This is a genomic window from Draconibacterium orientale (assembly GCF_900111425.1).
GTDB lineage: Bacteria > Bacteroidota > Bacteroidia > Bacteroidales > Prolixibacteraceae > Draconibacterium > Draconibacterium orientale.
This window is the reverse complement of the sequence record NZ_FOHT01000012.1, coordinates 1-17273: the sequence shown is the minus strand read 5'-3', so window position 1 is coordinate 17273 and position 17273 is coordinate 1. Positions and strand designations below refer to the sequence as shown.

Annotated in this window: 13 protein-coding genes and 1 tRNA gene; 10 read left to right on the top strand and 4 right to left on the bottom strand. The window is 42.1% G+C overall.

The genetic code is table 11. The annotated features are described in order from the left end of the window. Nucleotides 1-3 precede the first annotated feature (3 nt). Together BMW53_RS21270 and BMW53_RS08285 are read right to left on the bottom strand one after the other, a co-directional pair. Nucleotides 4-963 carry a hypothetical protein gene (locus BMW53_RS21270; RefSeq protein WP_245749025.1) on the bottom strand — a complete coding sequence of 320 codons (960 nt, stop codon included), beginning with the start codon at nt 961-963 and terminating at the stop codon, nt 4-6. After that, a complete protein-coding gene (locus BMW53_RS08285; protein WP_245749024.1) occupies nt 960-3035 on the bottom strand; it encodes a SusC/RagA family TonB-linked outer membrane protein in 2076 nt (691 codons plus the stop codon). Before BMW53_RS08285 ends, BMW53_RS21270 begins: the two co-directional genes overlap by 4 nt. A 307-nt stretch (nt 3036-3342) precedes the next feature. Between BMW53_RS08285 and BMW53_RS08280 the strand changes: the two genes are divergently transcribed. After that, nucleotides 3343-6177 carry a helix-turn-helix and ligand-binding sensor domain-containing protein gene (locus BMW53_RS08280; protein ID WP_038558341.1) on the top strand — a complete coding sequence of 945 codons (2835 nt, stop codon included), beginning with the start codon at nt 3343-3345 and terminating at the stop codon, nt 6175-6177. A gap of 46 nt (nt 6178-6223) precedes the next feature. On the opposite strand, the gene BMW53_RS08275 is transcribed toward BMW53_RS08280, so the two are convergent. Further along, nucleotides 6224-6297 (bottom strand) — tRNA-Ala (locus tag BMW53_RS08275). A gap of 298 nt (nt 6298-6595) precedes the next feature. On the opposite strand from BMW53_RS08275, the gene BMW53_RS08270 reads away from it, so the two are divergent. The 3 genes from BMW53_RS08270 to hflX all read left to right on the top strand — a co-directional run bounded on the left by BMW53_RS08270 (nt 6596) and on the right by hflX (nt 9367). Continuing rightward, nucleotides 6596-7282, top strand: coding sequence for an energy transducer TonB (locus BMW53_RS08270; RefSeq protein WP_038558343.1), 687 nt, complete (start codon nt 6596-6598; stop codon nt 7280-7282). A gap of 109 nt (nt 7283-7391) precedes the next feature. After that, on the top strand, nt 7392-8081 hold the full coding sequence (locus BMW53_RS08265; protein ID WP_038558345.1) for an energy transducer TonB: 690 nt from the start codon (nt 7392-7394) through the stop codon (nt 8079-8081). A 71-nt stretch (nt 8082-8152) separates the two neighbouring features. Beyond that, complete coding sequence (gene hflX, locus BMW53_RS08260) at nt 8153-9367, top strand: GTPase HflX (RefSeq protein WP_038558347.1); 1215 nt, start codon at nt 8153-8155, stop codon at nt 9365-9367. A 265-nt stretch (nt 9368-9632) separates the two neighbouring features. Here hflX and folK read toward each other — a convergent pair whose 3' ends face one another. Then, the gene (gene folK / locus BMW53_RS08255) at nt 9633-10136 is read right to left on the bottom strand and encodes a 2-amino-4-hydroxy-6-hydroxymethyldihydropteridine diphosphokinase (RefSeq protein WP_038558349.1); all 504 of its coding nucleotides are present in this window, start codon (nt 10134-10136) and stop codon (nt 9633-9635) included. A gap of 77 nt (nt 10137-10213) precedes the next feature. On the opposite strand from folK, the gene sppA reads away from it, so the two are divergent. The 6 genes from sppA to BMW53_RS08225 all read left to right on the top strand — a co-directional run bounded on the left by sppA (nt 10214) and on the right by BMW53_RS08225 (nt 16593). Further along, on the top strand, nt 10214-12001 hold the full coding sequence (sppA, locus tag BMW53_RS08250) for a signal peptide peptidase SppA (protein ID WP_038558351.1): 1788 nt from the start codon (nt 10214-10216) through the stop codon (nt 11999-12001). An 88-nt stretch (nt 12002-12089) separates the two neighbouring features. Further along, nucleotides 12090-13196: a tetraacyldisaccharide 4'-kinase gene (lpxK, locus tag BMW53_RS08245; protein WP_038558354.1), complete on the top strand. Its 1107-nt coding sequence runs from the start codon at nt 12090-12092 to the stop codon at nt 13194-13196. Beyond that, nucleotides 13135-13947, top strand: coding sequence for a purine-nucleoside phosphorylase (locus BMW53_RS08240; RefSeq protein ID WP_038558356.1), 813 nt, complete (start codon nt 13135-13137; stop codon nt 13945-13947). The genes lpxK and BMW53_RS08240 overlap by 62 nt, the downstream gene beginning before the upstream one ends. 46 nt (nt 13948-13993) lie before the next feature. After that, on the top strand, nt 13994-14938 hold the full coding sequence (locus BMW53_RS08235) for an SMP-30/gluconolactonase/LRE family protein (protein WP_081804825.1): 945 nt from the start codon (nt 13994-13996) through the stop codon (nt 14936-14938). Nucleotides 14939-14944: 6 nt separating this feature from the next. Next, a complete protein-coding gene (locus BMW53_RS08230) occupies nt 14945-15652 on the top strand; it encodes a PrsW family glutamic-type intramembrane protease (protein ID WP_038558359.1) in 708 nt (235 codons plus the stop codon). Then, nucleotides 15649-16593: a pyridoxal-phosphate dependent enzyme gene (locus BMW53_RS08225; RefSeq protein WP_038558362.1), complete on the top strand. Its 945-nt coding sequence runs from the start codon at nt 15649-15651 to the stop codon at nt 16591-16593. Before BMW53_RS08230 ends, BMW53_RS08225 begins: the two co-directional genes overlap by 4 nt. The last annotated feature ends 680 nt before the right edge of the window (nt 16594-17273 follow it).

Below are 17273 nucleotides of genomic sequence, written 5' to 3'. Positions count from 1 at the left end.
TGTTTAGAATTTTAGATTTACCCCAATTGTGTAAACGGCCGGTACCGGATAAAACTGTCGGTCGATACCGTTGTTAACTTCCGGATTAAATCCGTTGTACTTAAATACTGTAAGCGGCTTTTCTGCAGTTACAAATACTCTGGCATCGGGCATTCCCGCGCCAAACAGCTTTTCGCCATCAATGTTGTAGGCCAGCTGAATGTTCTGGATGCGGAAGAAGTTTCCGTCTTCAACCAGGTAATCGCTAAAGTTCTGGTTCCATCCGCGGCGAAGTGCCGAAGCCGATGGATATTTATTTGAGGTGCCTTCGCCGGTCCATAATCCCTTGGCCAAATCGGCGTCGATGTTGGTATCGTTTGTCCAGATGATCTCACCACGTTTGCGGTTAAGGATTTTATTACCTGTTTGGCCCATAATGTTCATCGAGAATTCGAAGTCTTTATAGTTCAGACCGATAAACCCACCGTATGTAAATGTTGGAATGTATGAACCCAGGAATACTTTGTCGTCGTCGTTGATCACATCGTCGTTGTTCTGATCCACATATCTGAAATCGCCCGGAACCAAAGAATTGTCAACGGCTACCGGATCAGCGCTGATTTCAGCTTCGTTTTGGTAAATGCCTGCCACTTCGTAACCATAAAACGAAAGCAGTGGTTCACCAATCTGTGAACGTTGTCTGAACTCGGCCGAACCGCCGTTAATGTAGGTTTGTCCGTAAAGGTCGCGCACTTCGTTTTTAAGTGTTGAAATGTTCACGCCAAGGTTGTAGCTAAAATCTCTGTTAATTTCGTTTCGCCAGCCTACTGCAAGTTCCAATCCCGAGTTACGGATAGTACCAACGTTACGCAAAACACTTCCCGATTGCAATTTCAAACTTACCGGGATAGCCGCATCTTCCGTGTCGCGGATAAAGTAGTCGGCATCAATGGTTAAACGATTACCAAGCAATTCGGCGTTCAAACAACATTGGTCCCGGTTACGGTTTCCCAACCCAAATAACCAAATGTGCTTGTTGTGGTTGTTCCGTCAACCTGCATATCGTCGATAGCCAAATAAACCGGATTGGTAGTATTTGCTCCATCCTGGCGGGCAATTTTATCGTTACCCAGTTTTCCCCAGCCACCTCTCAGTTTCAGGTAGCCGAGAAAACCAACATTTTCCATAAAGCTCTCTTCGGTAACTACCCATCCTAAACCAAAGGCAGGGAAAGTACCCCATTTCTCCTGGTACTTCTGTGTTCCTTCCTGGCGAATGGTGAAATAAGCAATGTATTTATTATTGTAGTTGTACGATACTCGTCCGAAATAAGAGATGCCGTATAAACGCTCGCCATCGTCATAAACTTGTTTTGACGACTCGGACTGCGACTGGTCAATGTACCATCCATTTTCATTCAATGGAATATCTTCAGCATTTCCACGCAGGTAATCATACCATTCGTCCCGGTATGACATACCGGCCATTGCGGTGATGTTATGGTCGCCAAAACTGTCGGTGTATGTTAATGTGTTATCAAAGAAATGGTTTACATCAGTTGTCCTAATTGATTCAATTGAGGACAAGGTACGTTTTGTTGAATTGGTAATGTAATACGGTATTCCAACACTACGCTCTTTCAAAAACATCATTGAAGAATTGTAGGTACTCTTAAACTTTAGCAGGTTTGGAAGTAAGTCAGCCTCGGCATAAACGCCGGCCAGTACTTTCCGAATATTTTGTCGTTTTTCATTGTAAGCGAGACTTAAAAACGGGTTTTGCGAACCGCGGTAATCTAATAATTGTGCACTCGAATAATTACTTGGGTAATCAATTCCTTGTGCTACCAAATCGTCGTAATTTTGTTGGTCGAAAACCGGAAGGATTGGAACAGCATGATAAGCACTAAACCAGGCTGCATCGTCAGCAATATCGCGGGTGCCGTTACTTACATTAAAGTTTACCCCGGTTTTTAACCAGCTGTTTGCCTGGTGATCGATTGATGCCCGAATATTCATTCTTTTGTATCGATCGTCAGCTTCCAGTAAACCTTCCTGGTCGTAGTAACTCACTCCCATCGAGTATGAAGTTTTATCGTTACCACCCAAAACCGAAACCGAGTGGTTTTGCTGGCGGGCATGCGATTTCATAATCTCGGCATACCAGTCGGTATTAACGTTGGGTACGTTCGGGTTTACGCGGCTGCGGCCGTAGCGCTGCATGGCATTTTCTACAAAGCTAATGTCGGCTGCCGATCCGGTTTGGTAAACGTAATCAACGAATTGTTCGGCGTTGGCCATTTGCATCACGTTCTGCGGAACCTGGATACCATAGTATCCTTCGTAGGTAATACTGGTTTGTGTGTTTAACGAACCTTTTTTTGTGGTAATAAGTACCACGCCGTTTGCTGCCCTAACACCGTAAATCGCCGATGCCGATGCATCTTTCAAAACCGATAAGGTTTCGATATCCGATGGGTTAAGGAAATCGATGTCGTTGAAATACATTCCGTCAACAACATACAAAGGTGATGAATCACTGCTTCCCGGAAACGATCCGATACCACGAATACGAACTGTTGGTGAACTACCCGGCGACCCGGAATTTACAATTTGTACACCGGCAACTTTTCCCTGTAACGACTGCATTGCCTGTCCGGCAGGTGTTTTTACCAGTTCGTCTGCTTTAACTGTGGAAATTGAAGAGGTAAGATCGGCCTTTTTCATCGATCCGTAACCAACTACAACCACTTCCTCAAGGCCAACTACATCTTCCTGTAACTGAATGTTGATTGTGCCTGATTGTTGTGGATTTATTTCCTGAGATAAAAAACCAATGTAACTAAAAACTACAGTGGCTCCCTGTTTTACCGACAATGTATAATTGCCGTCAATGTCTGTAACAACTCCGTTAGTTGTTCCTTTTTCCAAAACGGATACTCCCGGCAGAGTTATTCCGTCTGCATCAACCACCGAGCCGGAGATAGAAATTCTATCCTGCGCAAACAGGGTTGAAATCGAAAAAAGGAGAAATACAATAAAGAATGTTTTTCGCATAACTTCAAAATTTGAATTAGTTTGAGTTCAAAGTTACGGCGACAGCATGGCGCAAAGCAATCAAATAAATACACTATTGATACTTTGGGGCAAAGTGAATCGCTTTAACAACCTCATTATTACCTCATCCTGTATAATAAACAATAATCATAAGTAGTTGTAAAACAGAGTTTAAAATGGTGTTCGGTATATAAAAACTTTTTATTTTTTTATACATTTAATTTTATTTATTTCGCAAAAAATGGGGTTTGGAGTAGAAAATGCAGGAACTCGATCCTTTTATTAGCTGTTAAATCAAAAACATTTGATGTTTAGAACCGGAACAAAATCGATGATTGTAACCATCTTTTTGGTGGTTTGGGCGATCACTTCTATGGCTTTGGAAGAGGAAACGGGAGTGGTGAAATTTGACCAGACAATCTATAAAGGAGCCCGGCAAAACTGGGGCGTTGGTATTGCCGGCGATGGTATGGTTTATTTTGCCAATCACTCGGGGCTTCTTTCGTTCGACGGAACTAACTGGATGATGAACCGGCTGCCCAACAATACCATTGTGCGCTCGGTAAAAGCTGTTGCCGACTCGGTTGTTTATACCGGTGGTTATATGGAGCTGGGTTTTTGGAAAACGAATCCAACCGGAGAACTGGTTTACACTTCGCTCAACCCAAAAGCGGAAGAGTTTTTTGAAGAAAATCCCAATCTGGAGTTTTGGAACATTGCTGTTAAAAACGATTATGTCTATTTTCAATCGTTTGGCAATATACTCACCTATCATAGCGACAGTATATATTCCTTGCTTCTTGGTGGTGGCATTTCGGTCATGAACCAGGTAAACGATCGGGTATTGGTGGCGATCAGAGACAATGGAATATGGGAAATTGAAAACGATGAGGTAATTCGAATTATTTTCGACGATGCCCTGATAGGTACAACCGTTAAATTTATTATACCCGGAGCTAATGAGACCCTGCTGATTGGTACCGCCGACAGAGGAATTTTTCTTTGGGATGGAATAAAACTAAAGCAATGGAATGATGAATGGACATCATATTTTATTGAGAACGAATTAAACCGGGCTTGTCGTAACAAAAGCGGACAATATATTATTGGTTCGCTGGTTGACGGAATTGTTGTTTTTGATCGGTTTGGGAAACTGATAACAAAAGTAAATTCGAGAAATGGTTTGCCTAACAATACGGTATTGGGCATTGCTACCGATGAACGCGGGAATACCTGGCTGGCACTTGATATTGGAATTGGTTTTGTAGCCGACAACCCCAACAAAAGTTTTGTGGTTAAAAACTTACCGGGTGCGGGTGCGATTTACTCAACAGCCATTTTCGAGGATAAACTATACCTCGGTACCAACCAGGGTTTGTTTGAAGCATCGCTTGATTTGGATAACGATGAAATTCAACTTGTTCAGGGCACGCAAGACCAGATATGGGATTTGAAAGTAATTGACAATGAACTATTAATTGGTCACAACCAGGGAAGTTTCGCTTTAAAAAAAGGGAAGAAAAGAGTAATCTCGAACGAAGGCGGAGCTTTCAATTTTGTACAGGATCCGCTTCATCCCGAATTGCTTTTGCAGTCAACTTACAACCGAATTATTGTTTACAATAAAACCAATGAGGGTATAGAGTTCCGAAATTATATCGAAGATTTTACGAACCTTATTCGATATATTGAATTTGATCATTTAGGAAATATATGGGCCAGCCACATGCACCGCGGAATTTTTAAAATTCAGGTGGATGAAGAACGCACAAAAGCGGTGGGAGCACCCGAATATTTTGGAGAAGAGACTTTCGGGAAAGACCACTCCATACATGTATTTAAAATTGAAAAGCGCATTGTATTTACTACCGGCGAAAAGTTATATACCTTCGACGATCTTACCAATTCCATTCTTCCGTACGATACATTAAACGCCAGTTTGGGAAAGTATGCAGCCGCCAGCCGAATAATAAAAGCGCCCAATAATTATTATTGGTTTATCGAGCCGACATCAATTGGTCTGTTCTCCATTGTACAAACCGATGTTAAACTGGTTAAAGAGTTTCCAACAACGTTGTTTAACGATCCGTTGTTGGTTGAAGGTTTCGAAAATTTACTTCCGGTAAATCAATACACCAGTATTTTGTGCCTGCAAAATGGTTTAGCTTTTCTTGATGCTTCGGTAAGCGACTCTGCCACAAGTACGGTTGGACGGTATGCGCCAGAGGTAAGAAGTATTGAGCTGCAAAGCAATGGTGGGAGATCGGTATTTTTACCTCTTAACACCAATGACCCCGAAATTAAAAACACGCTGAACAACGTGAAATTCCGCTTTTCTTTTCCTATGCTCAACGAATTTCCGGTATCATACAAGTATTTTTTGCAGGGCTTACATCAGGACTGGTCGGACAGTGTGACCGAGCCTGAATTTCAGTTTGAACGATTGCCACGCGGTGAGTACCAGCTACAGGTAAAAGCAGTTGACATCTGGGGTAACGAAAGCCAGATTTATACTTTCGATTTTAAAATATTGCCACCGCTGTTGGCTACCAAACTGGCCATATTTCTGTATATGTTTATTTTAATCGGAGCGCTTTTGCTGTTCCGGCGGTGGGGGGTAAAACAAACCCAAAAGAAAGAACAACTGCAACACGAAAAACGTGAACAGGAACTTATTCGCCTGCGAAACGATAAACTACGAAGCGAAGTGCGATTTAAAAGTAAAGAACTGGCAAACTCTACCATGGCCATTATTCGTAAAAACGAGTTTCTGATCGACCTGAAAAATATTGTACGGAAACAAAAAGAAGAGCTGGGATCGCGTTACCCCGACAAATATTTTAATTACCTGAACAACAAAATTGATGAGAATATATCGAGCCGCGACGACCGCCAGATTTTTGAAAACAATTTCGAGCGCGCACACGAACAGTTTTTCCAAAAGATGAAAAACAAATATCCCGACCTTACCTCTAGCGACCTGCAATTGTGTGCGTACCTGCGAATGAATTTATCGTCGAAAGAAATTGCTCCGTTATTGGGAATCTCCATCCGTGGCGTTGAAAACCACCGTTACAAATTAAGGAAAAAGCTGAACCTCCAGCCCGAGGATTCGCTTACTGATGTTATGCTTTCGGTGTAACATTTGCATAAAAAAAGGAGCAATCCTTTCGAACTGCTCCTTTAAGTGGAGAATACCGGAGTCGAACCGGTGACCTCTTGACTGCCAGTCAAGCGCTCTAGCCAACTGAGCTAATCCCCCAAAATATTTTTGAACTTTTTATCTTCGCAGATAAGTCTTTTAAGTTCTAGCCAATCCCGAAAAACTTAAATCTTTGATTTTTTAGTTTTTCGAGGATCCTCGGGTTTTATGAAAATTATAATTTTCTAAAACTCGGGACTGAGCTAATCCCCCAAAACGTGGCTGCAAATATAAAAATATTTTTTAGAAACAATCAAATATTTTTTTTGGTAAAGTTTTTGCTATTATTAATGTAACTGCAGAAAACAAGAAGCCGGCGTTCTTTGATTTATTAAACAATCCAATAAAATTTAAACCCATGAAATCTAAAAAAACAAAGAAAGCTGATCTTGAAAGTAAAAAAACTACCTTGTTCCTGATTGGTTTGGTAGTAGCGCTTGGTTTTATATTGTTTGCATTCGAGTGGAAACAACCCGCACGAAAAGCACTGATTGTTCAGGGAAGTCGGGATTATATGCCTCCCGAATACCTGGTTATTCCAAGTACGCCACCTGAAAAAAATGAGCCCGAAAAACCAATCATCAAAGTACCTGTTTTTAAAGTTATTGATGATGGTGAAAAGCCAGTTGATGAATTAATATGGGAAGGAGAAGAACCGGAAGAACCTGTAGTTATTGATTTGGGAGAAATAATGGATTACGGCAAAGATGAGGGCGAGGAGGAGTTGAGTGCAATTTTAGACTTTGCGGAAACGATGCCCGAATTTCCGGGAGGACAGGCTGCTTTGTTAAGCTTTTTATCGAAAAACGTTAAGTACCCGTTAATTGCGCAGGAAAATGGAATTAAAGGCAAGGTATTTGTAGCCTTTGTAGTTGATGAAAATGGGGACATTTATGACGTTACTCTGGCTCGGGGAGTCGATGCATCGCTTGACCGCGAAGCACTTCGCGTAGTGAAATCGATGCCACAGTGGAAGCCCGGGAAACAGGGCAACAAGGCAGTGAAAGTGCGCTATACTGTACCCATTAATTTTATATTGCAATAGAAAATTGAAATGAAATTAAAATTCACTTGCATGTGAAGATTATTTTTTATCTTTAAGCCCCGATTTTGAAGGGCAAAAAAATCAAATAAAACAAATAAAATAATTAAGTATGGAACTTAAAAAAACACCAAAAGCTGATCTGGAAGCCAAAAAAAATATGTTTTGGCTGATTGGATTAGTTGTCGCGTTGGGGCTTTCGCTGCTGGCTTTTGAGTGGACTACGAAACCATCAAAAGCTGCTGACCTTGGTCAGATCCAAACCGCGGAAGTTGAAGAAGAGATTATCCCTATTACTCGTGAGCAAGAGGTTAAACCACCTCCACCACCTCCACCACCAAAAGTTATCGAGGTGTTGAACATTGTTGACGATGATGTAGAGATTGAAGACGAGCTGGAAATTGAAGATACAGAAGCCGACGAAGAAACTGTAATCGACGTTGCTCCTGTTATCGAAACAGTTGAGGAAGAAGAAGAGGAAGAAGCTCAGGTATTCTTTATTGTAGAAGATATGCCGGAATTCCCGGGTGGAGACCTTGCATTGCGTAAATATATTGCCAATGCTATCAAGTATCCTGTAATTGCACAGGAAAACGGTATTCAAGGTAAAGTATATGTAACTTTCGTAGTAAGTAAAACAGGAAAAGTTACCGATGCTAAAATCGCAAGGGGAGTTGACCCTTCGTTGGATAAAGAAGCCCTTCGTGTGGTAAATGCGCTTCCTGCATGGAAGCCAGGTAAACAGCGAGGAAAACCGGTTAACGTATCGTACACGGTACCAATTAACTTCGTGTTGCAGTAACAAATAAAAAACAATATTTTTGCACTCCTGTTTCGTTAGAAGCAGGAGTTTTTTTTTGAAAAAAATAAAGTATGATAGAAACAGCACCTATTACAGAAAAAGCGGTTATTGTGGGACTGATCAACCAGGATCAGGATGAACGTCAGGCAAAAGAGTACCTCGACGAGTTGGAGTTTTTGGCCGATACTGCGGGTGCGCAAGTATTAAAAAAATTCACCCAAAAACTGGATATTCCCAATAAAGCAACTTTTGTTGGCCCGGGAAAACTCGATGAAATAAATCAGTACATAAAGGTTGTTGAGGCCGATACGGTAATTTTCGACGACGAGCTTACTCCAACGCAATTGCGAAATATTGAACGCGAATTGGAGTGTAAAATCCTCGATCGTACCAACCTGATTCTCGATATCTTTGCAAAACGGGCAAAAACGGCTCACGCAAAAACACAGGTAGAGTTGGCGCAGTACCAGTATTTGCTGCCGCGATTAACCCGAATGTGGACTCACCTCGAGCGTCAGCGCGGAGGTATTGGGATGCGTGGCCCGGGTGAAACGCAGATTGAAACCGACCGCCGTATTATTCTTGATAAAATAAGCCGATTAAAAACTCAGTTGGTAAAAATCGACAAACAAAAAGCCACCCAGCGCAAAAACCGAGGTAAAATGGTGCGCGTGGCTTTAGTGGGTTATACCAACGTGGGTAAATCAACCATTATGAATATGATGGCCAAATCGGAAGTGTTTGCCGAGAACAAACTTTTTGCCACACTCGATACTACTGTTCGAAAAGTGGTAATCGGGAATCTGCCTTTCTTTTTGGCCGACACCGTTGGTTTTATTCGCAAATTGCCACACGGATTGGTTGAGTCGTTTAAATCAACACTCGACGAGGTGCGCGAGGCAGATATTTTGCTGCACATTGTTGATATTTCGCACCCGGGTTTTGAAGAGCAGATTGAAACCGTTGACAGCACGCTTGAAGAGATTGGTGCAGGAGACAAACCTGCTTTCTACATCTTTAATAAAATTGATGCTTTTACTTACGAGGAAAAAGAAGAGGATGATCTCTCGCCACGAACAAAAGATAATTTTACTCTTGAAGAATGGAAAGGCTCGTGGATGGCAAAAAGTAATACGCCGGCCTTGTTTATTTCAGCTAAAGAAAAAACGAACATCGAGGAGTTCAAAATCGAATTGTACGAAAAGGTGAAGGGAATTCATTCGCAACGTTTTCCGTATAACGATTACTTATACGATTCAGACTGGACGCAGGGAATTCAGGAGTGATCGTGATTATTTTATACTACGTACAAAATTGTATATGTAATTTCTGTTGTTTCTCGTGTAATGTAAAGTTTTAAATTACAGGAACGTCATTCGAACTTGTTTCGGAATCGCTATTTCTTTGCGGATACTGAAATAAATTCGGAATGACGTAACCACGTTAGATGGTTGACTTAATACTGGTAATTAAGGCAAAATGAGGTAGATGCGCCGATGACAGTGGAGTGATTTTCCCAATCCGCAATCAAAAATCGTTAATCGAAATTCATCATTCAGTTTTTTCGTCCATTTCAACTTTTTTAATCACCGATTTGTCGAGGCAGTTTTCCAGCATTTCAATGCTGGTTAAACGCCGAAGCGGGTGTTTCATTTTCGGGGCAATTTCAACCAGCGGAACCAGTACAAACCGTCGTTCGTGAATGCGCGGATGAGGAACGATCAGGTCTGGCGACTCCATAAACTCGTCGTTAAAATACAGGATGTCAATATCCATTTCGCGCGACGAGTAGCGTTCGTTGCCACGTTTTCGGCCAAAATCGGCTTCAATTTCATGGATGCGCCATAAAAGTTCTTCCGCTTCAAGTTTGGTTTCAATAACTAAAACCTGGTTCCAAAACACATCTTCGCTATGAAAACCCCACGGTGGTGTTTCATAAATCGATGACTTTTCAATTATTTTTCCTAGTTTTATCTCAACTAGTTCAAGGATGCGTTTAAAATTTTTATGCTTGTCGCCAATATTTCCGCCTATTCCAAGAAACACCTTGTTCATTGTATCTTATATTTGTAATTCCTTGCTTAAAATGGTACTCATTCTCTAAACTGGAATATTAATAAAATTACAAAAATATGAAAGAATTCTTCAAATACGTATTAGCAACCATTGTTGGTTTCCTGGCCATATCGTTAATTGGTATTTTTCTGATGTTTATCGTTTTTGGGGCAATTATTGCCTCGGCCGATAAAGAAATTACAGTAGCCGACCAATCGATGCTGGTTATCGATCTGAGCAGAAGTATTGTCGATCGTGCTCCAAATGATCCTTTTGAAGATTTGGAACTACCCGGAATTTTTAGCTCGATAAAAACAATTGGGCTGGATAACATTAGCGAGTCGTTAAAGAAAGCGGCCAACGATGATCGAATTAAAGGTGTTTACCTGAAACTGTCGGTTACAAATGGCGGTTTTGCCTCGGTTGAAGAGATAAGAAATTATTTAATCGCTTTTAAAGACAGTTGCGATAAGCCGATTTACGCCGTTGCCGACCAGATGATGTTGGACCAAAAAGGGTATTATGTGGCCACAGTTGCCGATCAAATTGTTTTGCACCCTGAAGTTTTTCTCGATTTTCGTGGCTTGAGCAGCGAACTGATGTTCTACAAAAATGCCCTTGAAAAACTGGGGGTTGAAATGCAGATTATTCGTGGGCCGAACAATAAATTTAAATCAGCTGTTGAGCCCTTTATGCTGGATAAAATGAGCGAGGCCAACCGCGAGCAGCGACTGGTTTACATGAATAGCCTGTGGAATCATATGTTGAAAGGAATTTCGGAAACCCGCAATATTTCGGTTGAAAAACTAAATGCGCTGGCCGATGAAGCACAGACCTACAAAAAAGCCAATGATATGGTGGCAAACGGGTTGATTGATGCGGCAAAATACCGCGACGAAGTGCTTGACGATATGCGCGAAATTACCGGCATTGAGGGAACAGAAGCAATTCCGGTGGTGAGCGTGAAAGACTATGTTAAAGTTCCGGTAAAAGGACAAAGCAAAAAGTACAGCCGAAATAAAGTTGCGGTTATTTATGCCAGTGGCGAGATAGGAACTTCTGTAAGTGCCGACGAAGGAATTAGCGGCGATAAACTGGGTAAAGAAATTCGTAAAGTACGCCAGGATAGTTCGTATAAAGCGATTGTGTTGCGTGTTAATTCTCCCGGCGGTGCCGTGTTCGATTCAGAAACCATTTGGCGCGAAGTGAAACTGGCTGCCGAAGAAAAAACATTGGTAGTTTCGTTTGGCGATGTGGCAGCATCGGGTGGTTATTATATTTCGTGCCCGGCCGATAAAATTGTTGCCAGCCCGAATACAATCACCGGCTCGATCGGTATTTTTGGTCAGGTTCCAAACTTTGGCGAACTGATGAACGACAAACTTGGAATTACTACCGATGCTGTTGGCACCAACGAACATTCGAACTTTGTTTCGTTAATGCGCCCAATGACTCCGTACGAAAAGCAACGAATGACAAATTATATTTCAATTGGTTACGATACTTTCCTTTCGCATGTTGCCGATGGCCGGGGCATGACCAAAGAGGATGTGGATAACATTGGACAGGGCCGTGTTTGGAGTGGCGAAAATGCTAAGGAAATTGGTTTGATCGATGAGTTCGGTGGTTTGGAAGACGCCATAAAACTGGCTGTTGAAATGGAAGGATTGGAAGATTATCGTACCGTTTCACTACCTGCATTATCCAATCCGTTTGAAGAAATGTTTAAGCTGGGCGGAAACGTAAAAGTACGCATTCTAAAAAGCGAATTGGGTGAGAAATACCGCTATTATGAGCACCTGAAAAAAGCTTCGGAAATGAATGGTATTTACGCTCGTATGCCTTACGATATTTATCTGAATTAAGATTTTATAGCAATAAAATTGAAGGATGTGTCATTATTTATGGTGCATCCTTTTTTATTATCTTAGCCACCTATTTTGAATAACATTTATGATAAAAATTTTGTTATATCCGTTGTCCTGGTTGTACGGAATTGTTGTTTTTCTGCGTAACCGCGCCTACGATCTTAAAATATTCAACTCAAGGGAGTTTGATGTGCCCGTAATTTCAATCGGGAATATTACTGTTGGAGGAACCGGAAAAACGCCACATGTTGAGTACCTGGTAAGTTTATTAAAAGAAAAGTACGAGGTGGCTACCTTAAGCCGGGGCTACAAACGTAAAACAAAAGGTTTTCGTTTGGTTGAAACTGATTCAACAGCGCAGGAAGTGGGCGACGAGCCGCTGCAAATAAAGAATAAATTTCCGGAGGCTACTGTTTCGGTATGCGAAAACCGTGTTTCGGGTGTGGAAAAACTGCTCGAAGCCAATAACGAGAAAACACCGGATGTGGTGTTGCTCGACGATGCTTTTCAGCACCGAAGGATTACCCCGGGGATAAACATTTTGCTTATCGATTACAATCGTCAGATAAAAAACGATTCGTTGCTGCCGCTTGGTCGGTTGCGCGAAGGTGCTTCGCAAATGCGCCGGGCCAATATTATCCTGTTTACCAAATGCCCCGAAGAGGTAACGCCAATAATGCGCCGGATCTTGGGGAATGATGTAAACCTGTTGCCTTATCAGAGTTTGTATTTTACGCGCCTGGTTTATGGTACTTTGCAGCCCGTGTTTGATGCGCCAGAAATTGATGAAGCAAGTTATAAAGACGTAGCCTGCCACATGTTGGTGGTTACCGGAATTGCCTGGCCAAAACAAATGCATTCCTTTATTCGTAAGATGGGAACAAATATGGAAACATTAACTTTTCCCGATCATCATTCCTACAGTATAGCCGATATTCGCGAGATTGAGAAGAAATTTAGTGAAATAAAATCAGAAAGAAAGTTAATTGTTACAACCGAAAAGGATGCTATGCGTTTTAAAGACATCGGCGAGCTAAGTGATGAGTTGAAAAAAGCCATGTATTATCTGCCGGTAAAAATTGATTTCCTTGAAGAAGAAAAAAAATCGTTTAACAAGAAGATATTAAATTATGTTGGAGAAAATAAAAGCAACCGCGAGCTTCATAAAAGAAAGAATTCAGGCAAGTCCTGAGGTAGGAATTATTTTGGGAACCGGTCTTGGCGGGTTGGTAAACGAAATCGAGATTATCGATTCAATTCCGTACACCGAAATTCCAAACTTCCCGGTATCAACCGTCGATGGCCATGCCGGACGATTGATATACGGGAAACTGGGCGATAAGGAAATTCTGGCCATGCAGGGCCGCTTTCATTATTACGAAGGTTACGACATGAAAGAAGTAACTTTTCCGGTGCGTGTGATGAAGTTTATGGGCGTAACTAACCTATTTGTATCGAACGCCAGTGGTGGTTTAAATCCCGATTGGCATGTTGGCGAAATTGTGCTGATTACCGATCATATTAACTTTTTCCCCGAGCATCCTCTGCGCGGAAAAAACAATAACGAACTCGGCCCGCGTTTCCCCGATATGAGCAAGCCGTATAGCCAACGCCTGCGCAACAAAGCCAAACTGATTGCGCTGCAAAATAATATCGATGTAAAAGAAGGTGTTTACGTTGGCGTATCAGGACCGACTTTCGAAACGCCTGCCGAATACAAGATGTTCCGCATTTTAGGTGGCGATATTGTGGGCATGTCAACCGTGCCCGAAGTAATTGTGGCCCGCCACATGGGTATGCGCGTTTTCGGAATTTCGATTGTTACCGACAGCGGCGTTCCCGGCGAGATTGTAGAAATTTCGCATGAAGAAGTTCAGGAGGTTGCCATGAAAGCCGAACCTAAAATGACGCTTATTATGCGCGACCTGATTAAAAGTATTTAGTAAATTTGGGTGATGTAGAACGCCGATAACCGGAAAACCAATAATTATGAAGCATTCCGTTTTATTTCTTTCAATCGTATTGTTGCTGTTTAGCTGTTCAGAACCAAAAACAAAACAAGCTGAATTAGTGCTGGATACACAATCAACTCTTGGCGAAGGTTCGATCTGGAATTATAAAAGCGGCGAATTGATGTGGGTTGATATTAAAAAGGAAATCCTGAACGTTTACAATCCGGCCACGGGTTACAACAAGGAAATGTTTACGGGGCAAATGATTGGTACGGTAGTGCCCACAGAAAGTGGCAATGCGCTGGTTGCCCTGCAAAACGGAATTTATCATTTTAATATGGAAACCGGGGCGAAAAAATTGTTGGTTGATCCCGAAGCTGATTTGCCCGATAACCGTTTTAACGACGGGAAATGCGATCCTTCAGGGCGTTTTTGGGCAGGCACTATAAGCCTGAGTGGCGACAAGGAAGTGGCTGCTTTGTACCGTTTCGATCCGGATACAACCATTCATAAAATGGTGGATAAGGTGAGCATTTCGAATGGTATTGTTTGGTCGGCCGATAAAACAAAAATGTACTACATCGATACGCCTACACAAAAAGTTATGGCTTACGATTACGACGATGCCACGGGCGAAATTTCAAACCCGGAGGTGGCCGTAAATGTGCCCTCGGAATTGGGTTCGCCCGATGGAATGACCATCGACGAAAACGATAACCTGTGGGTGGCTTTGTGGGGCGGTTCGGCAGTTGGCTGCTGGAATCCTGCTTCCGGCGAGCTGATCGATAAAATTGAAGTACCTGCCAAAAACATTACCTCGTGTGCTTTTGGCGACGAAGATATGGGAACGCTCTATATCACTTCGGCAAGGGAAGCTACCAGTAAAGAGGAACTGGAGAAATGGCCACATGCCGGAGGCGTTTTTAAATACCGTCCGGGAGTAAAAGGTGTGCAGGCTTTCTTTTTCAACGATGTAAACTAGCAAGCTATGAATCTCCTGGTACTTTCGCTGGCTCCTGTGGTTGTTATTGCGGCTTATATTTATTTTCGCGACAAATATGAAAAAGAACCCTTGCGTTTGTTGCTGTTTGCGCTGCTTGTAGGAGGATTAACCGTAATTCCCATATTATTTCTCGAACGTTTTTTAGACCGCTTTACGGTGTTGTTTCCGTGGTTGTTTGCCGCGGCATGGAAAGCATTTGCCGTTGCCGCTTTTTCGGAAGAGCTGTTTAAATACCTGGCGTTGTATCTCCTGATCTGGAAGAGCCCGGAGTTCAATGAAAAGTTCGACGGAATTGTTTATGCCGTTTATGTTTCGCTGGGATTTGCCGCCGTTGAGAATATACTTTACGTAATGGATGGCGGATTGAGTACCGGAATTATGCGGGCAATAACTGCTGTACCGGCTCATGCTATTTTTGGAATTACAATGGGCTTTTATTTTGGGCTGGCAAAGTTTTACGAAAAACAACGCCAAAGCCTGAAACAAAAGGCGCTGCTGTTTCCCATCCTGCTGCATGGTATTTACGATTTTATCCTTTTTACTGAAATTGGCTGGTTAACCATTGTTTTTGTGGGCTTTGTGGTTTACCTCTACATTTCGGGATTAAAGCGTTTGCGCGAATTGTCGAGGCAGTCTATATACAACACCGACTACGATTTGTTAAATGAAAAACTGAGCAATACCAAACCATGAATATTCCGAATTATTCCGACGTTGAGCGAGCACACAAAATCGTACAAAAATACGCACACCGAACACCGGTTTTATCATCGGTGAGTATCAATCAAATTGTTGGTGTCGAACTGTTTTTTAAGTGTGAGAACCTGCAAAAGGTTGGAGCTTTTAAATTTCGTGGGGCGTGTAATGCCGTATTTTCGTTAAGTGAGGAAGAGGCACAAAAAGGAGTGGCAACACACTCTTCGGGAAATCATGCGGCAGCACTGGCGCTGGCAGCGCGAATGCGTGGAATAGCAGCACATATTGTAATGCCCGAAAACTCACCCGAGATAAAAAAGAAAGCCGTTGCCGGTTATGGCGCGAAAATTACCTTTTGCCAGCCTACCTTGCAGGCGCGCGAAAGTACGCTGGCGCAAGTGATTGAAGAAACCGGCGCTACCGAAATTCATCCCTACAATAATTTTTATGTAATTGCCGGGCAGGGAACAGCGGCTAAAGAATTAATTGAAGACCAGGGCGAATTTGATGTGATGATGGCGCCCGTTGGTGGGGGAGGTTTGTTAAGCGGAACAGCTATTTCATCCAAACATTTGCTGCCTGGCTGTAAAGTAATGGCAGCCGAACCTGCCGGAGCAGATGATGCTTATCGTTCGTTTCATTCTAAAAAGTGGGTACCTTCAGAAAATCCGAAAACGATTGCCGATGGTCTTTTGACTTCTTTAGGAGAAAGAAACTTTGCAATCATACTGGAAAAAGTAGATGATATCGTAACCGTTTCGGAAGAAAGTATAGTGGGAGCTATGCGTATGATCTGGGAGCGTATGAAAATTATTATCGAACCATCATCTGCAGTGCCGCTGGCTGCTATCCTTGAAAAGAAAGTGGATGTGCAGGGCAAAAAAGTGGGTATTATTCTTTCGGGTGGTAACCTGGATTTAGGGAAGCTGCCGTTTTAGTCGTTGATGGTCTCACCCTGCGATAAGGCAAAAGTTGAAAGGCAAAAGGTAAAAGTTCTGAGCAATGAGTTTGGACTATCAAGTATATCCCGCAACGAATATCCAATAAGCAATTTCGAATAACCAATATCCAACGATCCAGTATCTGGAATCTGATGATCGGAATGTTCAGTATTCCGCGTCCCGCATAGAATAACCAATGACAAACAAATCTGTTACTAAACATAAGCCTAAAAACTTGTTTAAACGCAACCCTTTTTTACCTTTAAGCATCTTAAATCCATAAACATCAAAATAAAACCAATCATGAATACCTCGTAAAACTCAAAAAAACAAACCGTTTGTACAGTAAACCACCCACACTGCCGCAAACTCCAGGTTGTCAAAGCAACAGAACCCGAACTTTTTAATGCGCTCTTTTTCGGTTCTTAATCCTAAAGAACCTATTTAAGTACTCTGTACTTTATTCAAGTTATACAATCATTGTTGTCCGGGAAACCGGATCTAGTTTAAATTCATATCTCTAACTTCTTGATATTCAAGTCAGGTATTTTTATTTTTCAAAAGTAAGCCCCCTGTACTTCTGGGAATAGCGAATGTTGGTATTTGTATTTGTCTTGCTTTATCAATATGAGCCAGCTTTTCTCAGGATTTTCCAGGAAAGCATATATGTTAATGTA

Bases quoted from the DNA above. Each gene is read 5' to 3' on its own strand.
- BMW53_RS08270 (WP_038558343.1), top strand. From the start codon at position 6,596: ATGAAATCTAAAAAAACAAAGAAAGCTGATCTTGAAAGTAAAAAAACT.
- sppA (WP_038558351.1), top strand. From the start codon at position 10,214: ATGAAAGAATTCTTCAAATACGTATTAGCAACCATTGTTGGTTTCCTG.
- BMW53_RS08225 (WP_038558362.1), top strand. From the start codon at position 15,649: ATGAATATTCCGAATTATTCCGACGTTGAGCGAGCACACAAAATCGTA.
- BMW53_RS08240 (WP_038558356.1), top strand. From the start codon at position 13,135: ATGTTGGAGAAAATAAAAGCAACCGCGAGCTTCATAAAAGAAAGAATT.
- BMW53_RS08235 (WP_081804825.1), top strand. From the start codon at position 13,994: ATGAAGCATTCCGTTTTATTTCTTTCAATCGTATTGTTGCTGTTTAGC.
- hflX (WP_038558347.1), top strand. From the start codon at position 8,153: ATGATAGAAACAGCACCTATTACAGAAAAAGCGGTTATTGTGGGACTG.
- folK (WP_038558349.1), bottom strand. From the start codon at position 10,136: ATGAACAAGGTGTTTCTTGGAATAGGCGGAAATATTGGCGACAAGCAT.
- BMW53_RS08230 (WP_038558359.1), top strand. From the start codon at position 14,945: ATGAATCTCCTGGTACTTTCGCTGGCTCCTGTGGTTGTTATTGCGGCT.
- lpxK (WP_038558354.1), top strand. From the start codon at position 12,090: ATGATAAAAATTTTGTTATATCCGTTGTCCTGGTTGTACGGAATTGTT.
- BMW53_RS08280 (WP_038558341.1), top strand. From the start codon at position 3,343: ATGTTTAGAACCGGAACAAAATCGATGATTGTAACCATCTTTTTGGTG.
- BMW53_RS08265 (WP_038558345.1), top strand. From the start codon at position 7,392: ATGGAACTTAAAAAAACACCAAAAGCTGATCTGGAAGCCAAAAAAAAT.
- BMW53_RS08285 (WP_245749024.1), bottom strand. From the start codon at position 3,035: ATGCGAAAAACATTCTTTATTGTATTTCTCCTTTTTTCGATTTCAACC.